The following is a 20,753-nucleotide window of genomic DNA, read 5'->3' on the forward strand; positions in this document are numbered from 1 at the left end:
TATGCACTTACGCTTTCAGTGCTTCCAGCGCGGCAGTGTAGTCTGGCTCGGTGGTGATTTCATTCACCAGGTGGCTGAAGACGACGGTGTCGTTTTCGTCAACCACGACCACGGCACGGGCAGCCAGGCCTTTCAGGGCGCCTTCAGCGATGCCGACGCCATAGTCCTGCAGGAACTCAGGGCTACGCAGGGTGGACAGGGTGATAACGTTGCTCAGGCCTTCTGCACCGCAGAAGCGGGACTGAGCGAACGGCAGGTCGGCAGAGATGCACAGCACAACAGTGTTGTCCATTTCAGTCGCCAGCTGGTTGAATTTACGCACGGAAGCGGCACACACGCCGGTATCGATGCTTGGGAAAATGTTCAGCACTTTACGTTTGCCGGCAAACTGGCTCAGCACGACGTCAGACAGATCTTTTGCTACGAGAGTAAAAGCCTGCGCTTTGCTACCAGCCTGAGGAATGGATCCTGCAACTGAAACCGGGTTGCCCTGGAAATGAACGAGTTGTGACATAGATATCTTCCTGTTTACATATAGTTAACGTCGCCGCTAGTGTATGTCATCAGCTGATAACACGGCAAACGCTATTTACACGAAGTCGCCCTACAGGAGTGAGAGATGAGGACCGTCAAGGTTTACGAAGAAGCCTGGCCATTGCATACGCCGTTTGTCATCTCCCGGGGAACCCGGAGCGAAGCCTGCGTGGTGGTGGTCGAGATCGAAGAAGAGGGTGTGAAAGGGGTTGGCGAATGCACGCCGTATCCTCGCTACGGGGAGAGTATCGCCTCGGTGATGGCCCAGGTGATGTCGCTGGCACCCCAACTGGAGCGCGGGCTGACGCGGGAAGCGCTGCAGGATCTGCTGCCTCCCGGTGCGGCGCGCAATGCTGTTGACAGCGCCCTGTGGGATTTAGCGGCCCGCCAGCAGGGCGTTACGCTTGCCGCACTGACCGGTGCGACGCTGCCGCAGACGGTTGTCACCGCCCAGACGGTGGTGATTGGTGAACCGGCGCAGATGGCGGCCAGTGCCAAAGCGCTGTACGCCGCCGGAGCGCGGCTTCTGAAAGTGAAGCTGGACGATCATTTAATTAGCGAGCGGATGGTAGCCATCCGGGATGCCGTCCCGCAGGCCACGCTGATTGTCGATGCTAACGAATCCTGGCACGGCGAAGGGCTGGCGGCGCGCTGTCAGCTGCTGGCGGATCTAAACGTCGCCATGCTCGAGCAACCCCTGCCGGCCGGGGACGACGCCGCGCTGGAGAATTTCATCCATCCGCTGCCGATCTGTGCTGATGAGAGCTGCCACTCTCGCGCGAGTTTGCCCGCGCTGAAAGGGCGCTACGAGATGGTGAATATTAAGCTGGATAAAACCGGCGGCATCACCGAAGCGCTGGCGCTGGCCGCCGAGGCGCGCAGGGGCGGTTTTTCCCTGATGCTCGGCTGCATGCTCTGCACGTCGCGGGCGATTAGTGCTGCCTTACCGCTGGCGGGCGAGGTGATGTTTGCCGATCTCGATGGCCCCACCTGGCTGGCGGTGGATGTCTCCCCCGCGCTGCACTTTACCACCGGCGTGGTTCATCTCTGATGTTCCCAGCGTAACAGCCAGGTCATTGCATTCAGGTACTTCTCGCTGGCCTCGTCTGACGAGATCGGCGGGAACTCGGCGGTAATGCAGTGCAGGCTCAGATCGGCGCACCAGCTGCCAAACGACCCCGGCGTTTCGTATCCGACGCTGGTGACCAGCGGCAGCGAAAACGCATCCGCCAGCCAGCTTCCCAACGGGCTATGGGCGGGATCTTCAATACAGGCCAGCGGATCGTGAAACGACACCACCCAGGCTGGATGCAGCTTATGGATCAATTGACACAGCGCCTGCGTCTCCGGCTCTGAACCGGGCTTTTCCCCCGTCAGCAATACCACATCCCGATCCTGTGCCGCACTGTTCCAGCGGTAGACCGTTTCACCGGCCCGCCAGTTGGCCGCAGGGAAGTTGCGATTTAAATCTACCCCGCGCGCATTCGAACGTAACCCCAGCTGGCAGCCGTCCGGGTTGACGGTCAGCACCACGTGATGGCGCCGCTGTTCCGGGGCCAGGGTTCGCAGCGCGCAGGAGAGGGTTACAATCGATGAGTTCTCGTCGCCGTGGGTGCCCGCGATGATCAGGCCACTGTGGCGATCGGCCTGCGGCGCCGGGAACCAGATTAGCGGAGCACCAAGGAGCGAGCGGCCATAATGTTCTGTTCCCGGCGGAAAAGCGCCGCGTTCCGTTCGTGGGCGGGTAAAGGACATAGAGGTTCCTGAAAAAGAGAGAGTTTAATGGCAGTGTTGTGCAAAACACGCGGTTAATCAAATAGTTTAAGCCCGCAGCGAAATCCGCTATATATCAACTTTTCGACGGAAGATATTTGCATTACCCTGTTCTGAAACAAATAATTACCCTCTGCTCGTTACCCATCCTTTTAAAGGGGATCTCATGAAGCATCCGGTTTCGCTGATTTGTTCTGCCTTGTGGCTCTGCGGCCTCTCTTCTTCCGCCTTTGCGGCTGACGTTCCTGCCGGAACGGAACTGGCGCAAAAGCAGGAGTTGGTGCGCCATATTAAAGATGAACCCGCTTCCCTCGATCCCGCGAAAGCAGTGGGCCTGCCCGAAATTCAGGTGATCCGCGATCTGTTCGAAGGTCTGGTGAATCAGAACGAAAAGGGTGAACTAATGCCCGGCGTCGCCACCCGCTGGCAGAGCAACGATAACCGGGTCTGGACCTTTACCCTGCGCGACAATGCCCAGTGGTCGGACGGCACCCCGGTGACTGCACAAGATTTTGTCTACAGCTGGCAGCGTCTGGTTGATCCTAAAACCACGTCGCCTTTCGCCTGGTTCGCCGCGCTGGCGGGCATCACCAACGCCCAGGCGATTATCGATGGCAAAGCCACGCCGGATAAACTCGGGGTAACGGCGGTCGACAGCCGCACGCTGCGCATCCAGCTTGATAAACCGCTGCCGTGGTTTGCGAACCTGACCGCGAGCTTTGCTTTCTATCCGGTGCAAAAAGCCAACGTCGAGAGCGGCCTCGAGTGGACCCGCCCTGGCGCGCTGGTGGGTAATGGCGCCTATACCCTGAAGGAGCGGGTGGTGAATGAGAAGCTGGTGGTTGAGCGCAACGGCCACTACTGGGATAACGCCAAAACCGTGCTACAGACCGTCACCTTTGTGCCAATTAACCAGGAGTCCTCTGCCACTAAACGCTATCTCGCGGACGGGATCGACATTACCGAATCCTTCCCGAAAAACCTGTACCAGAAGCTGCTGAAAGACATTCCGGGCCAGGTCTATACCCCGCCGCAGCTGGGAACCTACTACTACGCGTTTAACACCCAGAAAGGCCCGACTGCGGATGCCAGGGTACGTCTGGCGCTGAGCATGACCATCGATCGGCGGATCATGGCAGATAAAGTGCTGGGTACCGGCGAGAAGCCTGCATGGCACTTTACCCCTGACGTAGCCGCCGGTTTTACCCCGGAGCCGTCGCCATTCGAGCAGATGAGCCAGGAAGAGATGAATGCACAGGCCAAAACCCTGCTGCAGGCGGCGGGCTACAATGCGCAGAAACCGCTGAAGCTGACCCTGCTGTACAACACCTCGGAAAACCACCAGAAGATCGCCATTGCGGTCGCATCGATGTGGAAGAAAAATCTCGGCGTAGAGGTGAAGCTGCAAAATCAGGAGTGGAAAACCTATATCGACAGCCGCAATACCGGCAATTTCGATGTGATCCGCGCCTCGTGGGTCGGGGATTACAACGAGCCGTCTACGTTCCTGTCTTTGTTGACCTCCACCCACACCGGCAACATTTCCCGCTTCAACGATCCGGCGTATGACAAGGTGATTAGCCAGGCGGCGCTGGAGACGACGGTGAAAGCCCGCAATACGGATTACAACATGGCGGAAAAAATTCTCGCCGAAAAAGCGCCGATCGCACCAATCTACCAGTACACCAACGGGCGTTTAATCAAACCCTGGGTGAAGGGTTATCCTATTAATAACCCGGAAGACGTGGCGTACAGCCGCACTATTTATATCGAGAAGCACTAACCGTTAACGCAAAAAAAGCGCCAGCCTCCGTTGCGAGGCCTGGCGCTTTTTTTATGCCCGATTTACTGCTGCAGCACTTCGGCAAATTTCGCCAGCCATTGGGGATGGGCAGGCCAGGCGGGCGCGGTGACCAGATTACCGTCAACGTGCGCCTGATCGATACCAATGTCGGCATACTGTCCACCGCTGAGTCGTACCTCTGGCGCGCAGGCCGGGTAGGCGCTGCAGGTGCGGCCTTTCAGGATGCCTGCGGCGGCCAAAAGCTGCGGGCCGTGGCACACGGCGGCAATCGGTTTACCCGCTTTATCAAAGGCCTGTACCAGTTTGATTACATCCTCATTTAAGCGCAGATATTCTGGGGCGCGTCCACCGGGGATTAAGAGGGCGTCATAATCCTGCTCTTTCGCTTCGGCAAAATCGGCGTTGAGAACAAAGCGGTGGCCAGGTTTTTCGCTGTAGGTCTGGGCACCGTCAAAATCATGGATCGCAGTCTGGATGAAATCGCCCTTGGCTTTATCCGGACAGACTGCGTCAACGCGATGGCCAATCATCTGTAGCGCCTGAAAAGGCACCATGGTTTCGTAATCTTCGGCATAATCCCCGACCAGCATCAGAATCTTTTTGCTCATCTAAACCACTCCTCAAGGAATAATACGTAACATACAAAGGGTGTTATTACGCGGCCAGCACTCTGTTCCGCCCATCGTTTTTTGCGCGATACAGCGCATCATCTACCCGCTTAAACAGCGCGTCGATATTTTCATCCGGATTATGTCGCGCAACGCCAATACTGACGGTAAAACGCGGCAGGCCCGGGAGTGCAATGTGTGCGACTGCTGCACGCACGGTTTCTGCTACCTGCATGGCCGCCTCCAGCGAGGTGCGGGGCAGCAGCAGCACAAACTCCTCACCACCCCAGCGGAACACGTAGTCATCTTTTCGACAGGCGCTTTCCAGCATCCGCGAGAGGGCGATCAACACCTCATCGCCTTTCTGGTGGCCAAACATATCGTTGATGCGCTTGAAATGATCGGTATCGACCAGCAGCAGGCTGAACTCCTGCTGCACAGGCAGCTGGGATGGCGAGGTTTGATCGGTGAGGTGATAAAACTGGCGGCGATTGAGCAGGCCGGTTAATGAATCGTGCTGGGCGGCGTGCTCCAGCTCCTGCTCGAGCCTTTTTTGTTCGGTGATATCGTGAATGATGCACAGCATCAGCTTGTCGCCGTAAATCTCAATGGGCCCGGCGTAGGTCTGCACGTGGCGGGTACTGCCATCAGCGAGGCGATGGACAAAATTGAGCGGCTTATGGCCACCTGGCAGACGGGCGATTTCGGCCATTACCGGCAGGATATTGCGGCCCAGGGTGTTTATTTCCCAGGTGTGCTTGCTGCACATCGCATCGTGGGTATAGCCGTAAAAATTGAGCGCGGCGAGGTTAGCATCCACAATCTGCCCGTCGCGGGAGGGGTCGATTAGCAGCATCGGTGCGCTGTTGGTCAGGAAAAACCGGGCGTAAAAACCCTGCTTCTTACGCTGGTAGGTGGCGGACCGCGTGGCTTTCAGGCCGCCAGGCGGCTGGCGAGCAATCCCTTCGAAGACGATCACCTCGCCGACCCCCTCAAAGGTGGCAAGGGAGAGGCGACAGGTGAGACTGAACTGCTGATTGTGGGGCCCTACCGTCCAGATCTCGACGATATCCTGCTTTATTTTTAAGTCCGGAACGTACATCGACAGGGCATTTTGGGCATGAGCAGAGTTGGGGCCTTTACGCAGGGTATCCAGCGTCGCGTCATGCATTATCTCTTTGGCTGCAGAATTGGCGAACAGCAGATATTCCGTGACCGGCGCGACCAGCCAGACGGGCGTGTTAAGAACATTCAGCGCATCAAACCCTGCTGGCATATGTCGATCCCTTTTATCGGCACAGTGTAAGTGCCAGAGGTCCACGTCGGCTCAGGCTCGCGTGGGTTTCTCTGAAACATACTCTACTTCATGCGTTCAGGCAGGATTTTTTTGTGAGATTGCCGGGAAATTCGTATTAATTTTACCAGCTGGAATAGTTTTATTTTCTGCGGTTTTTTGATCGGTTAATACGTGAATTCGGTCGGCGGGGAGCGGGTGAGAAAATAAAAAGCCCTGTAAGTAGCTGCAGCCGAGAGTGGTTAATAGCGCCAGCTGTTCTTGTGTTTCAATACCTTCCGCTACCACATTCATATTCATACTACGGGCAACGTTGATGATGGTCGCTACGACTTTGGCGCTGGTTTCACTGTGACTCATATTTTTAATAAAACTTTTATCAATCTTTAACTCTTTTGCCGGCAGCGTATTTAACATCAACATGTTTGAATAGCCAGTGTCGAAATCATCAATAGAAACGGTGATCCCCACTTTGCTGAATTCATCGAGCAGCTGGACGCTACGGTCGAGGTTTTTAAGGGCGGAGCTTTCGGTCACTTCAACGATCAGGCGTGTGGGTGACAGAGAGTATTTTCGTAAGGCTTCCGTCACCACGAAGAATATATCGGGCTGTTCAAACTGGATGGGCGATAAATTGATCGCCAGTGTCCAGGAATGCCCGGCCTGATCCCAAATCTGCAGCTGGCGGCAGGCCTCGTTAATCACCCAGTTGCCTACTGGCATAATCAGACCGGTTTTTTCCAGCGCCGGTAAAAAGGCGGCGGGCAGTAAAATACCCTGTTCCGGGTGGCGCTATCGTTGCGCTGGGCGCAATACTTGGGCTGATACCAGACTTCAAACTGGCTGCGTGCCAGCGCCAGGGAGAGATCCTGCAGCAGTCCCGGCGTGGCGGAGAGCGCCTGCGACATCCCCACGTGGTAAATGGCCCAGCCGTTACGTCCATCATTTTTGACGTTATACATCGCGGTATCGGCTTTCAGCTTAAGCTCGTGCAGCGTCTGTCCGTGGTCAGGATAGAAGCTGACCCCCGCGCTCAGGGAGATATTCAGCGTATGCCCGCAGAGGTAAAAGGGGTGCTCAATGTCGCTGACCAGGGCAGTGCATAATTCAGTGACCTGGGCAGTGCTGCTGTTGGGACCCAGCACTGCAAACTCGTCGCCACCCATCCGGGCGAGGGTCATCTCAGGCGTTAAGTGGGCGTTGATACGCTGGACGACGTTAATCAGCAGCTCGTCCCCGACAAAATGTCCCCAGGTGTCATTCACGGCCTTAAAGCGATCGAGATCGAGGAAGATAAGCGCGTACATGCTGCCCGCGTCCCTGGCCTGACGCAATCCATCCTGCAGCAGAGAGTCCATCTGATGGCGATTGGCAAGGCCAGTCAGGGCGTCATAGCGCGCCTGGATCTCTAGCTGGTTATTCAGCTGGCGCAGGTTCACGGTCAGCCGGTGGGTGCGGGTGTGCGAATCGACGAGGGAAATGACCAGCATAATGCCGAGCAACACCAGCGTGGTGGCAGAGACCCAAATCGACAGCCCCGCTTCGCTAACGCCCCCGGCCATCGCGTGCTGACCCGAATGAAAGTTAGCCGCCGCCATGCCGGTATAATGCATGGCGCAGACCGCCGCTCCCATCACCAGCGCGGCAACAATCCGGTTCATCACCGCACCTTTATGATTTTGCCGCAGATGAAAGGCCAGCCACAGACCGACACCCGAGGCGACGATCGAAATAAAAACTGAAAGCAGAACAATGGCGGGGTTCCAGTGGATATCGCTGTGGCTCATCAGGGCGGACATACCGACGTAATGCATCGATACCACCCCTGTACTGAGGATCGCGGTCGCCAGTAACAGGCGCGCAACCGACAGCGAACTGCCTGACACGGCAATATTAATGGCAAGCGTGGTGGCGACCAGCGAGATGGCAAATGAGAACAGGGTCAGCCCAAGGTCGTAGCTCATCATCACCGGCATGCGCATCGCCAGCATGCCGATAAAATGCATTGACCAGATCCCCACCCCCAGGGTAATCCCGCCGGCGAAACGCCAGAACAGGGACGTATTTTTCCCGGCGAGCAGTACTTTGCCGGCGCTGTCCAGCGCGACAAAAGAGGCAATAAAGGCCACCAGATACGAAATTCCTATCAGAACAGGGTCCCAGGAAATGTACATCATCAGCATTCTCACGCTTAACATTCAGAGAGATAGACAGGCGCCCGCCAGGGACCACGCCGTAAAACGCTATTCTTTATTTCAGGCTTTATCGGATTAATGCCGAGAAAACATTAAGTGTTTTTTACGTGGAACGCCAAGAATATATTCAATATTATAGGGTTTAGCCACACTTAATAATCAGGAGCAGGATGCCGTCTACCGCTTAAGTTAAGATTAATTAATGAGTGTCTTAATCGATATTTACCCGGTTGCATTCAGTAAACAGCGTTAAGCAGTATCTCATGATGATGGTTTTCGCTATCGCGGAGTCAAATCCCACCTTAAGGCAAACTCTTCGCGCTTAACCGCAAAGAAAATACCTATACGAAATGAAGGTGAAAAAATAAATGCCGGGTGCTATAAGTTTTATACCTACTAAGAAAGCGTGTTGCAGGATCTATTATGCTTAGAAACATTAGCGTAAGGACTTTTATTCTGAGTTATCTGGTGGTTGTGTTTTTATTAATCGAAGGTCTGGTTCTCTTTTTAGCACAGCGAACATCACTGTTAATTGCACTTAATGTTATTTTTGTCGTTGCCTTTCTTTTCCTGCAGTTTTACATGACTCAATATCTGGTGCGGCCGATCAATACGGTGAAAAAAAGTATTGAAGAGGTGGTCTCCGGCAATCTGGGCGTCACCATTCCTGAATTCGGAAACAACTGTGCGGGCAGGCTGATCCCCGGTATCAACACGCTGTCGGACAACCTTGCGACCCTGGTGCGCGAGATCCGTTCGTCGTCCCAGACGGCGATGACCCTTTCTGAACAACTTGCTGCCCGCAGCACGGCGCTGTCGGCCAAGACGGAATTGCAGTCAGCCTCCCTGATCCAGACCTCCGCCAGCATGGAACAGATGGCGGCCACCACCAAAAATACCGCCGACAACACCCGACTTGCCAACGAACGGGCGAATCTGGCTACCCAGCAGGCGAAAAAAGGGGGCGCGTTGATGGGACAGGTGGCCAACAACATGCACTCGATTACCGAATGTGCCCAACAGATGACCGAAATCATCTCCCTGATTGATGGCATCGCGTTCCAGACCAATATCCTGGCGCTGAATGCCGCCGTTGAAGCAGCGCGCGCAGGCGATCACGGTAAAGGCTTCTCGGTTGTTGCGGGTGAAGTGCGCAGCCTGGCGCACCGCAGCGCGGAAGCGGCCAAAAACATCAAATCCCTGATCGACGTCACCAGCAGCAACGTCAGCCAGGGGGCGACGGTGGTGGCAGAAGCTGAGAAAAATATGCATGAGATCGTCAACGGTTCCGGGCAGGTCAGCAAGCTGATGGACGAAATCTCCACCTCAACGCACGAGCAGGAGAAGGGCATTGCGCAAATCACCGTGGCGCTGAACGATCTGGAGCAGATTACCCAGAGCAACGTGGTGATGGTGGAAGAGCTTTCCGGGTCGTCAGCGGTGCTGAAAAGCCAGGTCGTCGAACTCCAGACCCGCACCCGCAACTTCCATCTGGAACCGGGAGGCGCCGCCCAGCCGTTGAGTTATCAAACGCGAGCGGAACACGTCTTCTGATAAAACAGCCTGGTTCGCCAGGCTTTTTTGTCTCTGCAGATTCAGGATTACTCTCTTTTATGAACGAATTCAGCGCGATGCCGGGGTAAATTGTTGATTAACGTCTCAGGGTAGCTAGACTGACAACAATGATTTGCGAATGGTGGAGGCGCTGTGGAAGGCATAAAAGGATCGGAAGTTAACGTTCCTGACGCGGTTTTTGCGTGGTTATTCGATGGCAAAGGCGGAGCCAGACCGCTGACAAACGACGATATTATCGATCAGCAGCATCCCTGCTGGCTGCATCTTAATTATACCCACCCGGAGAGCGCACACTGGCTGGCTACCACGCCGCTGTTACCTAATAACGTGCGCGACGCGCTGGCCGGGGAAAGTCTGCGCCCCCGGGTCACCCGGATGGGCGAAGGCACCTTAATCACTCTGCGCTGTATAAATGGCAGCACCGATGAAAGGCCGGATCAACTGGTGGCGATGCGCCTCTATATGGATGAGCGCCTGATTGTCTCCACCCGTCAGCGCAAAGTGCTGGCGCTTGATGATGTGGTCGGCGATTTAAGAGAGGGCAGCGGTCCGCAGGATTGCGGTGGCTGGCTGGTGGATGTCTGTGATGCGCTGACCGATCACGCCAGCGAATTTATCGAAGAACTGCACGATAAGATCATTGACCTGGAAGATAACCTGATCGATCAGGTTATCCCGCCTCGCGGATTCCTGGCGCTGCTGCGCAAACAGCTGATCGTGATGCGTCGCTATATGGCCCCCCAGCGCGATGTCTATGCCCGCCTGGCCAGCGAGCGGCTCAGCTGGATGAGTGACGATCAGCGCCGCCTGATGCAGGATATCGCCGACAGGCTGGGGCGAGGTCTTGATGAGATTGACGCCAGTATTGCCCGCACGGCGGTTCTCACCGATGAAATCGCGCAGGTGATGCAAGAATCGCTCTCCCGGCGCACCTATACCATGTCGCTGATGGCGATGGTCTTTTTACCCAGTACCTTCTTAACCGGCCTGTTCGGCGTGAATCTTGGGGGCATCCCCGGTGGAGAGTTCCGCTTTGGCTTCTCGCTGTTTTGTATCATGTTAGTGGTTTTGATTGGGGGTGTTGCGTGGTGGTTGCATCGCAGTAAATGGTTGTAAATTTATACGCTTAGGACTTTCTGAATATCTTAAAACGCCATTTTAATTGAGCGAAGTCAATAAACCGTTTACCCACAAGGTGCACTATCACTCCCGCAGGTGAATGCAACGTCAAGCGATGGGCGTTGCGCTCCATATTGTCTTACTTCCTTTTTTGAATTACTGCATAGCAAAATTGATTCGTACGACGCCGACTTAAAAAAGTCGGCTTTTTTTTGCCTGCGACTCAGCAGCGACTACCCTAAAAGAGTCAACCCAGATTGTCTGGAGGGGAATATGTCGATGTTATTATCACTGCTGCTGCAACACACGCGGCAATCGGATCCGGTCCCGACCGACCCGATGCCCATTCCTGAACCGGCTCCGCGTCCACAGCCGATGCCCGATCCGCCGCCCGACGAAGTCCCGATTAAAATGTCGCATCAGAGGCGGAGATCTGCGAGGATACGCGCCTGCTGACTGTGAGCCTTTTACCGCGAGAATAACTGTGACTGCTTTTTCAACGCTGAATGTACTGCCTGCCGCCCAACTCGATAACCTTAACGAGTTGGGTTACCTGACGATGACCCCTGTGCAAGCCGCCGCACTGCCTGCGATCCTTGAAGGACGCGACGTCCGTGTGCAGGCAAAAACCGGCAGTGGTAAAACGGCGGCATTTGGTCTTGGGCTGTTACAGCAGATTGATGCCACCCTGTATCAGACGCAGTCGCTGGTGCTGTGTCCGACGCGCGAGCTGGCCGAACAGGTGGCGGGAGAGTTACGCCGTCTGGCGCGTTTCCTGCCAAATACCAAAATTTTAACCCTGTGCGGCGGACAACCGTTTGGCGCACAGCGTGATTCACTCCAGCACGCGCCGCACATTATTGTCGCCACGCCGGGCCGTTTGCTCGATCACCTGCAGAAGGGTACGGTGTCGCTTGATGCGCTGCAGACACTGGTGCTGGACGAAGCGGACCGCATGCTGGATATGGGCTTTAGCGACGCCATCGATGAAGTGACCCGTTTTGCCCCTCCATCACGTCAAACTTTGCTCTTCTCCGCGACCTGGCCGGAGGCGATTGCCGCCATCAGCGGGCGTGTGCAGCAAAATCCACTGGCGATTGAAATCGACTCCGTGGATGCACTGCCCGCGATTGAGCAGCAATTTTTTGATACCACCCAGCGCGGAAAAATCCCGCTGCTGCAAAAATTACTCAGCCTGCACCAGCCCGCCTCCTGCGTGGTGTTCTGTAATACCAAGAAAGATTGCCAGGCAGTATGCGATGCCCTGACGGAAGCCGGTCAGAGCGTGCTGTCCCTGCATGGCGATCTGGAGCAGCGCGATCGTGACCAGACTCTGGTGCGTTTTGCCAACGGCAGCGCCCGCGTGCTGGTTGCCACTGATGTTGCGGCCCGCGGCCTGGACATCAAATCGCTGGAGCTGGTGGTTAACTTCGAGCTGGCCTGGGATCCGGAGGTTCACGTTCACCGCATCGGGCGTACCGCGCGTGCGGGCAACAGCGGCCTGGCGATCAGCTTCTGTGCCCCGGAAGAGGCGCAGCGCGCCAACATTCTGGCTGAAATGCTGCAGATCAAACTCAATTGGGTAGAGGCGCCTGCCAACGTTGGCATTGTGCCGCTGGCCGCGGAGATGGTAACCCTGTGTATCGACGGCGGCAAAAAAGCCAAAATGCGTCCCGGCGACGTGCTGGGTGCGCTGACCGGTGATATTGGGCTGGACGGTGCGGATATCGGCAAAATTGCCGTACATCCGGCGCACGTGTATGTGGCGGTGCGTCAGTCGGTGGCGAAAAAAGCGTGGAAACAGCTGCAGGACGGCAAGATTAAAGGCAAAAGCTGTAAAGTGCGTCTGCTGAAATAAGCGGGCGGGAAAGCGTCTCAGAGTGACCTCTGAGACGCCTGATAGTTACTTCACTTCAACTACGTTCAGACGCATTTCATCCAGCTGAGTGTCGTCTTCTTCCGGCTGCCAGCCCGCAGGCTGCATTGGGATATCTTCCCGGTCAAACGCCAGATCGCCACCGTCCACGACGGCAGAACCGTGCTTGATTCCTTTAAAATCAAACAGATTAATATCGCTCAGGTGCGACGGCACCACGTTCTGCATGGCGCTGAACATGGTCTCGATACGTCCCGGGTAGCGTTTATCCCAGTCGCGCAGCATATCGCCAATCACCTGACGCTGCAGGTTTGGCTGCGAACCGCACAGGTTGCATGGAATGATCGGGTAGCCTTTTGCTTCGGCAAAACGCTCAATGTCTTTTTCGCGGCAGTAGGCGAGGGGACGAATAACGATATGCTTCCCGTCGTCGCTCATCAACTTAGGCGGCATGCCTTTCATTTTACCGCCGTAGAACATGTTCAGGAACAGCGTCTGTAAGATGTCGTCACGGTGGTGACCGAGGGCAATCTTGGTCGCGCCCAGTTCAGTCGCCGTGCGGTACAAAATGCCACGACGCAGGCGAGAGCACAGCGAGCAGGTGGTTTTGCCTTCCGGGATCTTCTCTTTAACGATGCCGTAGGTGTTCTCTTCGACAATTTTGTACTCAACGCCCAGCTGTTCCAGATATTCCGGCAGGATATGTTCCGGGAAGCCGGGCTGTTTTTGATCCAGGTTGACCGCAACCAGTGAAAAATTGATCGGCGCGCTTTGCTGCAGGTTGCGTAGGATCTCCAGCAGGGTATAGCTGTCTTTGCCACCAGACAGGCAAACCATGATCCGGTCGCCTTCTTCAATCATGTTGTAGTCTGCAATGGCTTCGCCGACGTTGCGGCGCAGACGCTTCTGTAATTTGTTAAGGTTGTACTGGTCTTTCTTGGTAATATCTTGATTTTGCGACATTTAATAATGGCTCAATTCGTTCGTGGCAAACGCCGTGCATGCCGCCCAGCGTTCAGACGGGGGGACTGCAGGTCAACATGAAAAAGTATGGCGTGTATGGTACGGATTACGGCGATGAATGTCAGCACGTTTTATATCTGCCCCGGCATACACCCGCGCAAACTCAGTAACTAGTACGGTGCCCTCATCGCGCAATCATTATAAAGGCTCATGTGTTAATGCCAACGTCGCCTGTACGCTTGAACAGGGGCAGGTACTAAATGTGCCAGGAAATCAAACAGGATTGACACATTGAGGCGATAACTATGAATAAGCGATGGCATTTGATGTTTGGCGTTGTTGTTCTGCTTGCCGGGTTCTCATCAGTACAGGCGAACACCACGGCGTTAGGATTGACCCTGGGGCAAACCACACTCAATCAGTTTACGAAAGCCTGGCCGTCGGCTCAGCATGAAGGGCGCAGCAAGTGGAGCGAGGGGGATATCTACTCAATCCCGACAAACGAGCTGGTGCTGGAAGGGATCAAAAACAATGCGGTTATCTTCAATAAAGCGGGGAGAGTGACCGCTGTAGTCATTGATATCGACAAGAATAAATTCGACCAAATGCACCAGATGCTGTCGCAAAAATACACGGTGCGAAAACATAACATCTCAGTGGTAGGGGATAAATACGCCAGGTACGAAAATGATAACGATGTGATTGAGCTCGACGCCCCCCATCTGTCCACAGAAATGACGCTTACCTACTCGGAAAAAATGTTTCAGGAGGCTTATCTTAAAAAGAGCGCCGAACAGTTGGATAAGCGCTGAGTTTTACCGATACTGTTTTGATTTGGTGGAAAAGGACAGGACATGATCGATTTGTCGCCGCTGGGGCATGCTCTCGCGGCTGTTGTACTGCAGTGTTTATTTGGTATCACGCGCGGAAGATGGGCGATTGGCGGCGCGATAGGGTGCATCTGGTTCATCGCCAGGGAACACACCCAGGCTGAGTATCGTTGGATCGCCCTGTTTGGCCACGGTAAGCGCGCTAACATGCCGTGGTACGGTGGTTTTGATTACCGGGTATGGAATATAAGCAGTCTGCTGGACTGGCTGGTGCCGGTCGCCGCCTGCATCATCCTTTTTTTGCTGGTTCGCGCTCAGAAGAGAATCGCGACTTATCGCGCGCTTAGCAGCGCAGATGATTAATCGTTATCAAGAATAAGAAGGGCTTCACCGAGATGACCGACAATATTGGCAACATCGAAAATGAGCGCAAACCACAGGCAGGTGAGTAAGGTCAGCGCGGCCAACGCAATGTGATTAAACATACCAGGCATCCTAAGGATATTTCAGGCAATTTTGGTTTCTTTAAATTTGCCTTTAACCACCCCGTCATAGAAGCGCCCCTTAGAAACCACGTTCAAAAAATCGTTAAAAATCCGTACCGGGACGCTCTGATATTGCCAGGCGCTCCGATCGCGAAAGCGGATCTCAAGCGTCTCGCTACATTTATCGTAAGCAATAGAGGCGATACGGGAAGATTTAACAGCGTGGTGGATCACAATAGCGGGTCCTTTACAGCAGTGCAGACATGAGATTTATCTTGTATCAAATGGCCAGGGTGGCGCAACAAAAAGTGTGAAAAAGATGGCATGTCAGTGCGAAAGGATATGAACAAAAATTCAGCAAGTGGATGGGGAAATAAGCAAACTATTTTAACAATATAAAGAGAAAGCCCGCGTCGTTACGCGGGCTAATATCATCAGAACTGGTAAACCAGACCGAGCGCGACGATGTCATCGGTACCGATGCCATTATCTTTGTAGAACTGATCGTCTTCATCCAGCAGGTTAATTTTATAATCAACGTAGGTGGACATATTTTTGTTGAAGTAGTAAACCGCGCCCACTTCAGCATATTTAACCAGATCCTGATCGCCTTGACCGTTGCCGAGGTCTTTACCTTTAGACTGCAGGTAAGAAACAACCGGACGCAGACCGAAGTCGAACTGGTACTGTGCCGTCACTTCAAAGTTCTGCGTTTTATTCGCTACCGCGTCATCGTTATCACCGTACGGGGTCATGTTACGGGTTTCAGAATACATGGTCGCCAGGTAGATATTATTGGCATCGTATTTCAGGCCGGTGGTCCATGCATCGGCTTTATCGCCACCCGCTGTGGTCTGATTTATCTGCTGGTTAGTACGGTCAGAAGAGGTATATGCCGCACCTGCACTGAAGCCCATGCCGAAATCATACGTAGAGGAGATACCAAAACCGTCGCCGTTCTGATTGCGTGCGCCGCGACCGTTGTTGGTGCCTTCGTTACCGTTACCGGCACTTTCGTTATTGCCCTGATACTGCAATGCGAAGTTCAGGCCCTCAACCAGACCATAGAAGTCAGAATTACGGTAGGTTGCCACGCCGTTCGCACGGCCGGTCATGAAGTTGTCAGCCTTGGTATAGGTGTCGCCGCCGAACTCTGGCAGCATATCGGTCCAGCCTTCAACGTCGTACAGAACGCCGTAGTTACGACCGTAATCGAATGAACCGTACTGGTCGAATTTCAGGCCAGCAAATGCCAGGCGGGTCCAGGACTGGTTACCGGAACCTTCGGTGTTGTTAGCCTGGATGTTATATTCCCACTGGCCGTAACCGGTCATCATGTCGTTAATCTGGGTTTCGCCTTTAAAGCCCAGACGCACATAGGTCTGATCGCCATCAGCGCCGCTGTCGTCAGAGAAATAGTGCAGGCCATCAACCTTGCCGTACAGATCTAATTTATTACCGTCTTTATTATAAACTTCAGCGGCATTTACTGCACCCGCCATCAGCAGGGCTGGGATCATCAGAGCCAGTACTTTTCTTTGCATTGTGACTATTCCTTATGCTGTTTTTATAGTTAATAAGTTTAAAACTTTCCATTGAACTTTCTGCGATGGAAAGATGTCACATGCTAAATCACTACCTGCTACTCCTTATAAAGTATAATTGTTACTAATTAAGTGAAATCTAAAGAATTTGCTGCAAATGAAATGATCATAAGTTTGATGAATGAGTTGGGCTGAGTTATATAAAATAAAAATTATTCTTTACCCGATGAGCGCAGTAAACTCTGGCCCGTTATATGCCTGAGGACGTCTTATCCATTTATTGAATAAATGCATTTTAAGAAATTAACCTGTTATTTATTTCTTTTAGGATCAGCCCAGCGTTATTTCGTTGGGCTTTTTTTTATGCAGAAATATACGACCGGGCATAATGCGCCGGGCGAAGGGGTTATTCGCCGACCGGTTTTTCGGCTTTACCGGCCATTTGTGCCAGGAAGTCGTAGCGTTTTTGCAGATCGGCAGCAGCATCTTTCCATAACTGCTCCGCTACCTCAGGCTGCTGGGCATTAAGACGACGGAAGCGTTGCTCCTGCATCAGCGTCTCCGCCAGCGCATCGGACGGCGGACGGGAGTCCAGCGCCAGCGGCAGTTTACCTTCATCAGCGCGACGCGGATCGAAGCGATACAGCGGCCAGAAGCCGGTTGCCGTCAGCTGGCGCATCTGATCGTGGCTGAGCGCCAGATCGTAACCATGCTCTTCGCAAGGGCTGTAGGCGATGATCAGCGACGGGCCCGGATAGGATTCCGCTTCCTGGATAGCTTTCACGGTCTGGTTAAGCTGTGCCCCCAGCGAAATCTGCGCCACGTACACATGGCCGTACATCATCATGCTGACGCCCAAATCTTTGCGCGATTTGCGTTTACCGTGCTCGCCGAACTTGGTCACCGCGCCCAGCGGCGTCGCTTTCGATGCCTGGCCACCGGTGTTGGAATAACACTGGGTATCCAGCACCAGAATGTTCACGTTCTCGGTCAGGCTGAGGACGTGGTCCAGGCCGCCAAAGCCGATGTCATAGGCCCAACCGTCACCACCAATCAGCCAGATCGATTTCTCGACCAGCGCATCAGCATCGGTTAACAGCTGCTGTGCGCCTTCGACGTCCGCCAGCGCCTGACGCAGCTCCGCCACCTGCTGGCGACGCACGTCCGGTGTGGCTTCGCTGTGCAGGGCCTCGTTTAACCCGGCCGGGATCTGGTCCGCAAACTGTGCCAGCAGACGCATCACGCGCACGCGGTGCTGATCGACCGTCAGGCGGAAGCCCAGGCCAAATTCAGCGTTATCTTCGAACAAGGAGTTTGCCCACGCCGGACCGCGACCGTTAGCGTCGGTGGTGTACGGCGTCGAGGGCAGGTTACCGCCATAAATCGACGAACAGCCGGTGGCGTTAGCGATCAACATTCGGTCACCGTACAGCTGGGTCAGCAGCTTGATGTACGGCGTTTCACCGCAGCCGGAACAGGCACCAGAGTATTCAAACAGCGGGGTGATCAGCTGCGAAGTACGGATATCGATACGCTCAAGGGCATTGCGATCGATTTCCGGCAGGTCGAGGAAGAAGTCGTAATTCACTTTCTCCTCTTCCACATGCTCAAGGCGCGACATCATATTGATGGCCTTGATTTCCGGGTTCTGCCTGTCTTTAGCCGGGCACACTTCCACGCACAGGTTACAGCCGGTGCAGTCTTCCGGCGCGACCTGCAGAACATATTTCTGTCCGCGCATATCGCGGGATTTCACATCCAGCGAGTGCAAGCTGGCTGGCGCGTTTTCCATGGCCTCCGGGGAAACCACTTTAGCGCGAATCGCAGAGTGCGGGCAGGCCGCCACGCAGTGGTTACACTGGGTACACAGCTCCTCTTTCCAGATCGGGATGGCTTCGGCGATGTTGCGTTTTTCCCAGCGGGTGGTACCCATTGGCCAGGTGCCGTCCGGCGGCAGGGCGGAGACGGGCAGGGCATCGCCCAGTCCGGCCAGCATGGCGGCAGTAACGGTTTTGACAAAATCGGGTGCGGCGTCGGAGACCACCGGCGGACGGTTCGGGCTGTGCGCATTTACCGGCTGGAGTGGCACTTCGGCCAGCGACTCGCGAGCCAGCGCCAGCGCCTGCCAGTTACGTTCAACCAGCTCCTGCCCTTTGCTGCTGTAGCTTTTGGCGATCGCGCCCTGCAGCTCCATCAGGGCGCTGTCCCCCGGCAGGATCTTCGTCAGGTGGAAAAACGCCATCTGCATGACGGTGTTGATACGTGCCGCCAGGCCGCACTCGCGGGCGATTTTCGCCGCGTTGACCACGAAGAGCTTCGCTTTTTTCTGGTTCAGCACCGCCTGCACTTCCTGCGGCAGTCGGGCCCAGACTTCGTCGGCGCTGTACGGGGTGTTCAGCAGGAAAATACCGCCCGGTTTCAGGCGCTCGGCCATCTGATATTTGTCGATAAACTGCAGCTGGTGGCAGCCAACGAAATCAGCCTGCGAAATCAGGTACGCTGAGCGGATCGGTTGTTCGCTGACGCGCAGGTGAGACACGGTCAGGCCGCCGGCTTTTTTCGAGTCATAGACGAAATAACCCTGCGCATACCACGGCGTCGAGTTACCGATAATTTTGATGTTGTTTTTGGTGGCCGACACGCTGCCGTCGCTGCCCAGCCCGTAGAACAGCGCTTCGAGCTTAGCTTTCGACGGCAGGGTGTTTTCCGGTAACGACAGAGAGAGATTGGTCACATCGTCATAAATACCGACGGTAAAGCGCGGTTTAGGTTTTGCGGCGCTGAGCTCGTTGAAGATGGCCAGCACGCAGTCCGGTCCAAACTCCTTCGACGACAGACCGTAACGCCCGCCAATCACTCGCGGCAGCGTCTCGCGCTCGCCGCTGTTAAAGGCTTCGGCCAGGGCGGTCATCACGTCCAGATAAAGCGGTTCGGCATGCGCGCCAGGCTCTTTGGTACGATCCAGTACGGCGACGGTACGTGCGCTTTCCGGCAGCACCGACAGCAGATGTCGGGCCGAGAACGGGCGATAGAGTCGCACTTTAAGCACGCCGACCTTTTCGCCCCGGCTCAGCAGCTCGTCCACAACCTCTTCACAGGTACCGATGGCAGACCCCATGATCACGATAACGCGCTCGGCCTGCGGATGGCCGTAAAACTCAAACGGTTTGTACTCACGCCCGGTTTCGGCGGCAAAGTCCGCCATCGCCTGGTCGACGTGGTCATAAACGGCGTTGTACCACGGGTTGGTGGCCTCGCGGGACTGGAAATAGGTATCCGGATTGGCGGAGGTGCCGCGGATCACCGGATGTTCCGGATTCAGCGCGCGGGCGCGGTGTGCATCAATTTCCGCCTGCGGAAGCAGCTTCATAATCGTGTTGTCAGACAGCGGCACGATTTTGTTAATTTCATGGGAAGTGCGAAAACCGTCGAAGAAATGGATAAACGGCACGCGGCTATTCAGCGTGGCCATATGCGAGATCAGCGCAAAATCCTGTGCCTCCTGCACGCTGCTGGCGCAGAGCATCGCGCAGCCGGTCTGGCGGACGGCCATGACGTCAGAGTGATCGCCAAAAATCGACAGGGCGTGGGTGGCGATGGTGCGTGCCGCAACGTGCAGTACAAAGGGGGTGAGCTGACCCGCCAGCTTGTACAGCGTTGGGATCATCAACAGCAGCCCCTGGGACGAGGTAAACGACGTCGACAGGGCCCCGGTTTGCAGCGCCCCGTGGACGGTGGCAATCGCACCGGCTTCGGACTGCATTTCGACCACGCGTGGGACATCGCCCCAGACGTTTTTCAGCCCATTGCCCGCCCAGGCGTCAGCCTGTTCCGCCATGGCTGAACTCGGGGTAATCGGGTAGATGGCGATGACTTCACTGGCGCGGAACGCGACGGACGCGACTGCGCCATTCCCGTCAATAGTTTGCATATGACACCCTTACATTGCGCAAAGAAAAAGGGACCCGTGATACAACGACGGATCCTGTAGTTATCTTTATATTTTAGCAAAGGCGGGCTTTTTCGATTTTCGCTTTTGTGTCCTGCGCATTCACGCCATCACGGGTTTGATCAAACTTTTGCCTGAAATCAGGCGCTATTTGTTTTGACAGCGCAGAAAAACGCAGCGTCGCTCTCGACGGCAAGGGGCGGG

General features: G+C 55.0%; 17 protein-coding genes and 1 pseudogene. 8 read left to right on the top strand and 10 right to left on the bottom strand.

Annotated features, from left to right (window positions below):
* Positions 1-7 precede the first annotated feature (7 nt).
* Positions 8-514 (bottom strand): thiol peroxidase, encoded by a 507-nt coding sequence (tpx, locus tag M8014_RS20540; protein ID WP_271284223.1) that lies wholly within the window; start codon positions 512-514, stop codon positions 8-10.
* A gap of 105 nt (positions 515-619) precedes the next feature.
* Between tpx and ycjG the strand changes: the two genes are divergently transcribed.
* A complete protein-coding gene (gene ycjG, locus M8014_RS20545; RefSeq protein ID WP_271284224.1) occupies positions 620-1,585 on the top strand; it encodes an L-Ala-D/L-Glu epimerase in 966 nt (321 codons plus the stop codon).
* Here ycjG and mpaA read toward each other — a convergent pair.
* A complete protein-coding gene (gene mpaA / locus M8014_RS20550) occupies positions 1,576-2,289 on the bottom strand; it encodes a murein tripeptide amidase MpaA (RefSeq protein ID WP_271284225.1) in 714 nt (237 codons plus the stop codon). The two genes, ycjG and mpaA, sit on opposite strands and share 10 nt — an antisense overlap.
* A 184-nt stretch (positions 2,290-2,473) precedes the next feature.
* Between mpaA and M8014_RS20555 the strand changes: the two genes are divergently transcribed.
* Positions 2,474-4,090: a peptide ABC transporter substrate-binding protein gene (locus tag M8014_RS20555; protein ID WP_271284226.1), complete on the top strand. Its 1,617-nt coding sequence runs from the start codon at positions 2,474-2,476 to the stop codon at positions 4,088-4,090.
* A 62-nt stretch (positions 4,091-4,152) separates the two neighbouring features.
* Here the strand turns inward: M8014_RS20555 and M8014_RS20560 are convergent, their stop codons facing one another.
* From M8014_RS20560 to M8014_RS20570, 3 genes and pseudogenes are all read right to left on the bottom strand, one after another.
* The gene (locus M8014_RS20560; protein WP_271284227.1) at positions 4,153-4,719 is read right to left on the bottom strand and encodes a DJ-1/PfpI family protein; all 567 of its coding nucleotides are present in this window, start codon (positions 4,717-4,719) and stop codon (positions 4,153-4,155) included.
* Positions 4,720-4,765: 46 nt separating this feature from the next.
* Positions 4,766-5,995, bottom strand: a complete 1,230-nt coding sequence (locus tag M8014_RS20565) for a sensor domain-containing diguanylate cyclase (RefSeq protein WP_271284228.1) — start codon at positions 5,993-5,995, stop codon at positions 4,766-4,768.
* Between the two features lie 96 nt (positions 5,996-6,091).
* Positions 6,092-8,190, bottom strand: a pseudogene (locus tag M8014_RS20570) (putative bifunctional diguanylate cyclase/phosphodiesterase).
* A 441-nt stretch (positions 8,191-8,631) separates the two neighbouring features.
* On the opposite strand from M8014_RS20570, the gene M8014_RS20575 reads away from it, so the two are divergent.
* The 4 genes from M8014_RS20575 (at position 8,632) to dbpA (ending at position 12,760) form a co-directional block, all read left to right on the top strand.
* The gene (locus tag M8014_RS20575) at positions 8,632-9,762 is read left to right on the top strand and encodes a methyl-accepting chemotaxis protein (RefSeq protein ID WP_271284229.1); all 1,131 of its coding nucleotides are present in this window, start codon (positions 8,632-8,634) and stop codon (positions 9,760-9,762) included.
* A gap of 153 nt (positions 9,763-9,915) precedes the next feature.
* Positions 9,916-10,899, top strand: a complete 984-nt coding sequence (gene zntB, locus M8014_RS20580; RefSeq protein ID WP_271284230.1) for a zinc transporter ZntB — start codon at positions 9,916-9,918, stop codon at positions 10,897-10,899.
* Positions 10,900-11,175: 276 nt separating this feature from the next.
* Positions 11,176-11,358, top strand: coding sequence for a proline-rich small protein YnaL (gene ynaL, locus M8014_RS20585; protein WP_438676084.1), 183 nt, complete (start codon positions 11,176-11,178; stop codon positions 11,356-11,358).
* Positions 11,359-11,386: 28 nt separating this feature from the next.
* Complete coding sequence (gene dbpA, locus M8014_RS20590; protein WP_271284231.1) at positions 11,387-12,760, top strand: ATP-dependent RNA helicase DbpA; 1,374 nt, start codon at positions 11,387-11,389, stop codon at positions 12,758-12,760.
* Positions 12,761-12,805: 45 nt separating this feature from the next.
* Here the strand turns inward: dbpA and ttcA are convergent, their stop codons facing one another.
* Positions 12,806-13,741, bottom strand: a complete 936-nt coding sequence (ttcA, locus tag M8014_RS20595; protein ID WP_271284232.1) for a tRNA 2-thiocytidine(32) synthetase TtcA — start codon at positions 13,739-13,741, stop codon at positions 12,806-12,808.
* Between the two features lie 305 nt (positions 13,742-14,046).
* Between ttcA and M8014_RS20600 the strand changes: the two genes are divergently transcribed.
* Positions 14,047-14,553, top strand: a complete 507-nt coding sequence (locus M8014_RS20600) for a hypothetical protein (RefSeq protein ID WP_271284233.1) — start codon at positions 14,047-14,049, stop codon at positions 14,551-14,553.
* A 45-nt stretch (positions 14,554-14,598) separates the two neighbouring features.
* On the top strand, positions 14,599-14,934 hold the full coding sequence (locus tag M8014_RS20605; RefSeq protein WP_271284294.1) for a hypothetical protein: 336 nt from the start codon (positions 14,599-14,601) through the stop codon (positions 14,932-14,934).
* Here the strand turns inward: M8014_RS20605 and M8014_RS20610 are convergent.
* From M8014_RS20610 to nifJ, 4 genes are all read right to left on the bottom strand, one after another.
* Positions 14,931-15,056, bottom strand: coding sequence for a hypothetical protein (locus tag M8014_RS20610; RefSeq protein WP_271284234.1), 126 nt, complete (start codon positions 15,054-15,056; stop codon positions 14,931-14,933). The two genes, M8014_RS20605 and M8014_RS20610, sit on opposite strands and share 4 nt — an antisense overlap.
* A 21-nt stretch (positions 15,057-15,077) precedes the next feature.
* Entirely contained in the window at positions 15,078-15,290 is a 213-nt protein-coding gene (locus tag M8014_RS20615) for a KTSC domain-containing protein (RefSeq protein ID WP_271284235.1), read from the bottom strand.
* A 200-nt stretch (positions 15,291-15,490) separates the two neighbouring features.
* Complete coding sequence (gene ompC / locus M8014_RS20620; RefSeq protein ID WP_271284236.1) at positions 15,491-16,600, bottom strand: porin OmpC; 1,110 nt, start codon at positions 16,598-16,600, stop codon at positions 15,491-15,493.
* A 406-nt stretch (positions 16,601-17,006) separates the two neighbouring features.
* Positions 17,007-20,531 carry a pyruvate:ferredoxin (flavodoxin) oxidoreductase gene (gene nifJ, locus M8014_RS20625; protein ID WP_271284237.1) on the bottom strand — a complete coding sequence of 1,175 codons (3,525 nt, stop codon included), beginning with the start codon at positions 20,529-20,531 and terminating at the stop codon, positions 17,007-17,009.
* Positions 20,532-20,753 lie beyond the last annotated feature (222 nt).

The sequence above is a fragment of the Silvania hatchlandensis genome, assembly GCF_025564065.1.
GTDB classification, from domain to species: domain Bacteria; phylum Pseudomonadota; class Gammaproteobacteria; order Enterobacterales; family Enterobacteriaceae; genus Enterobacter; species Enterobacter hatchlandensis.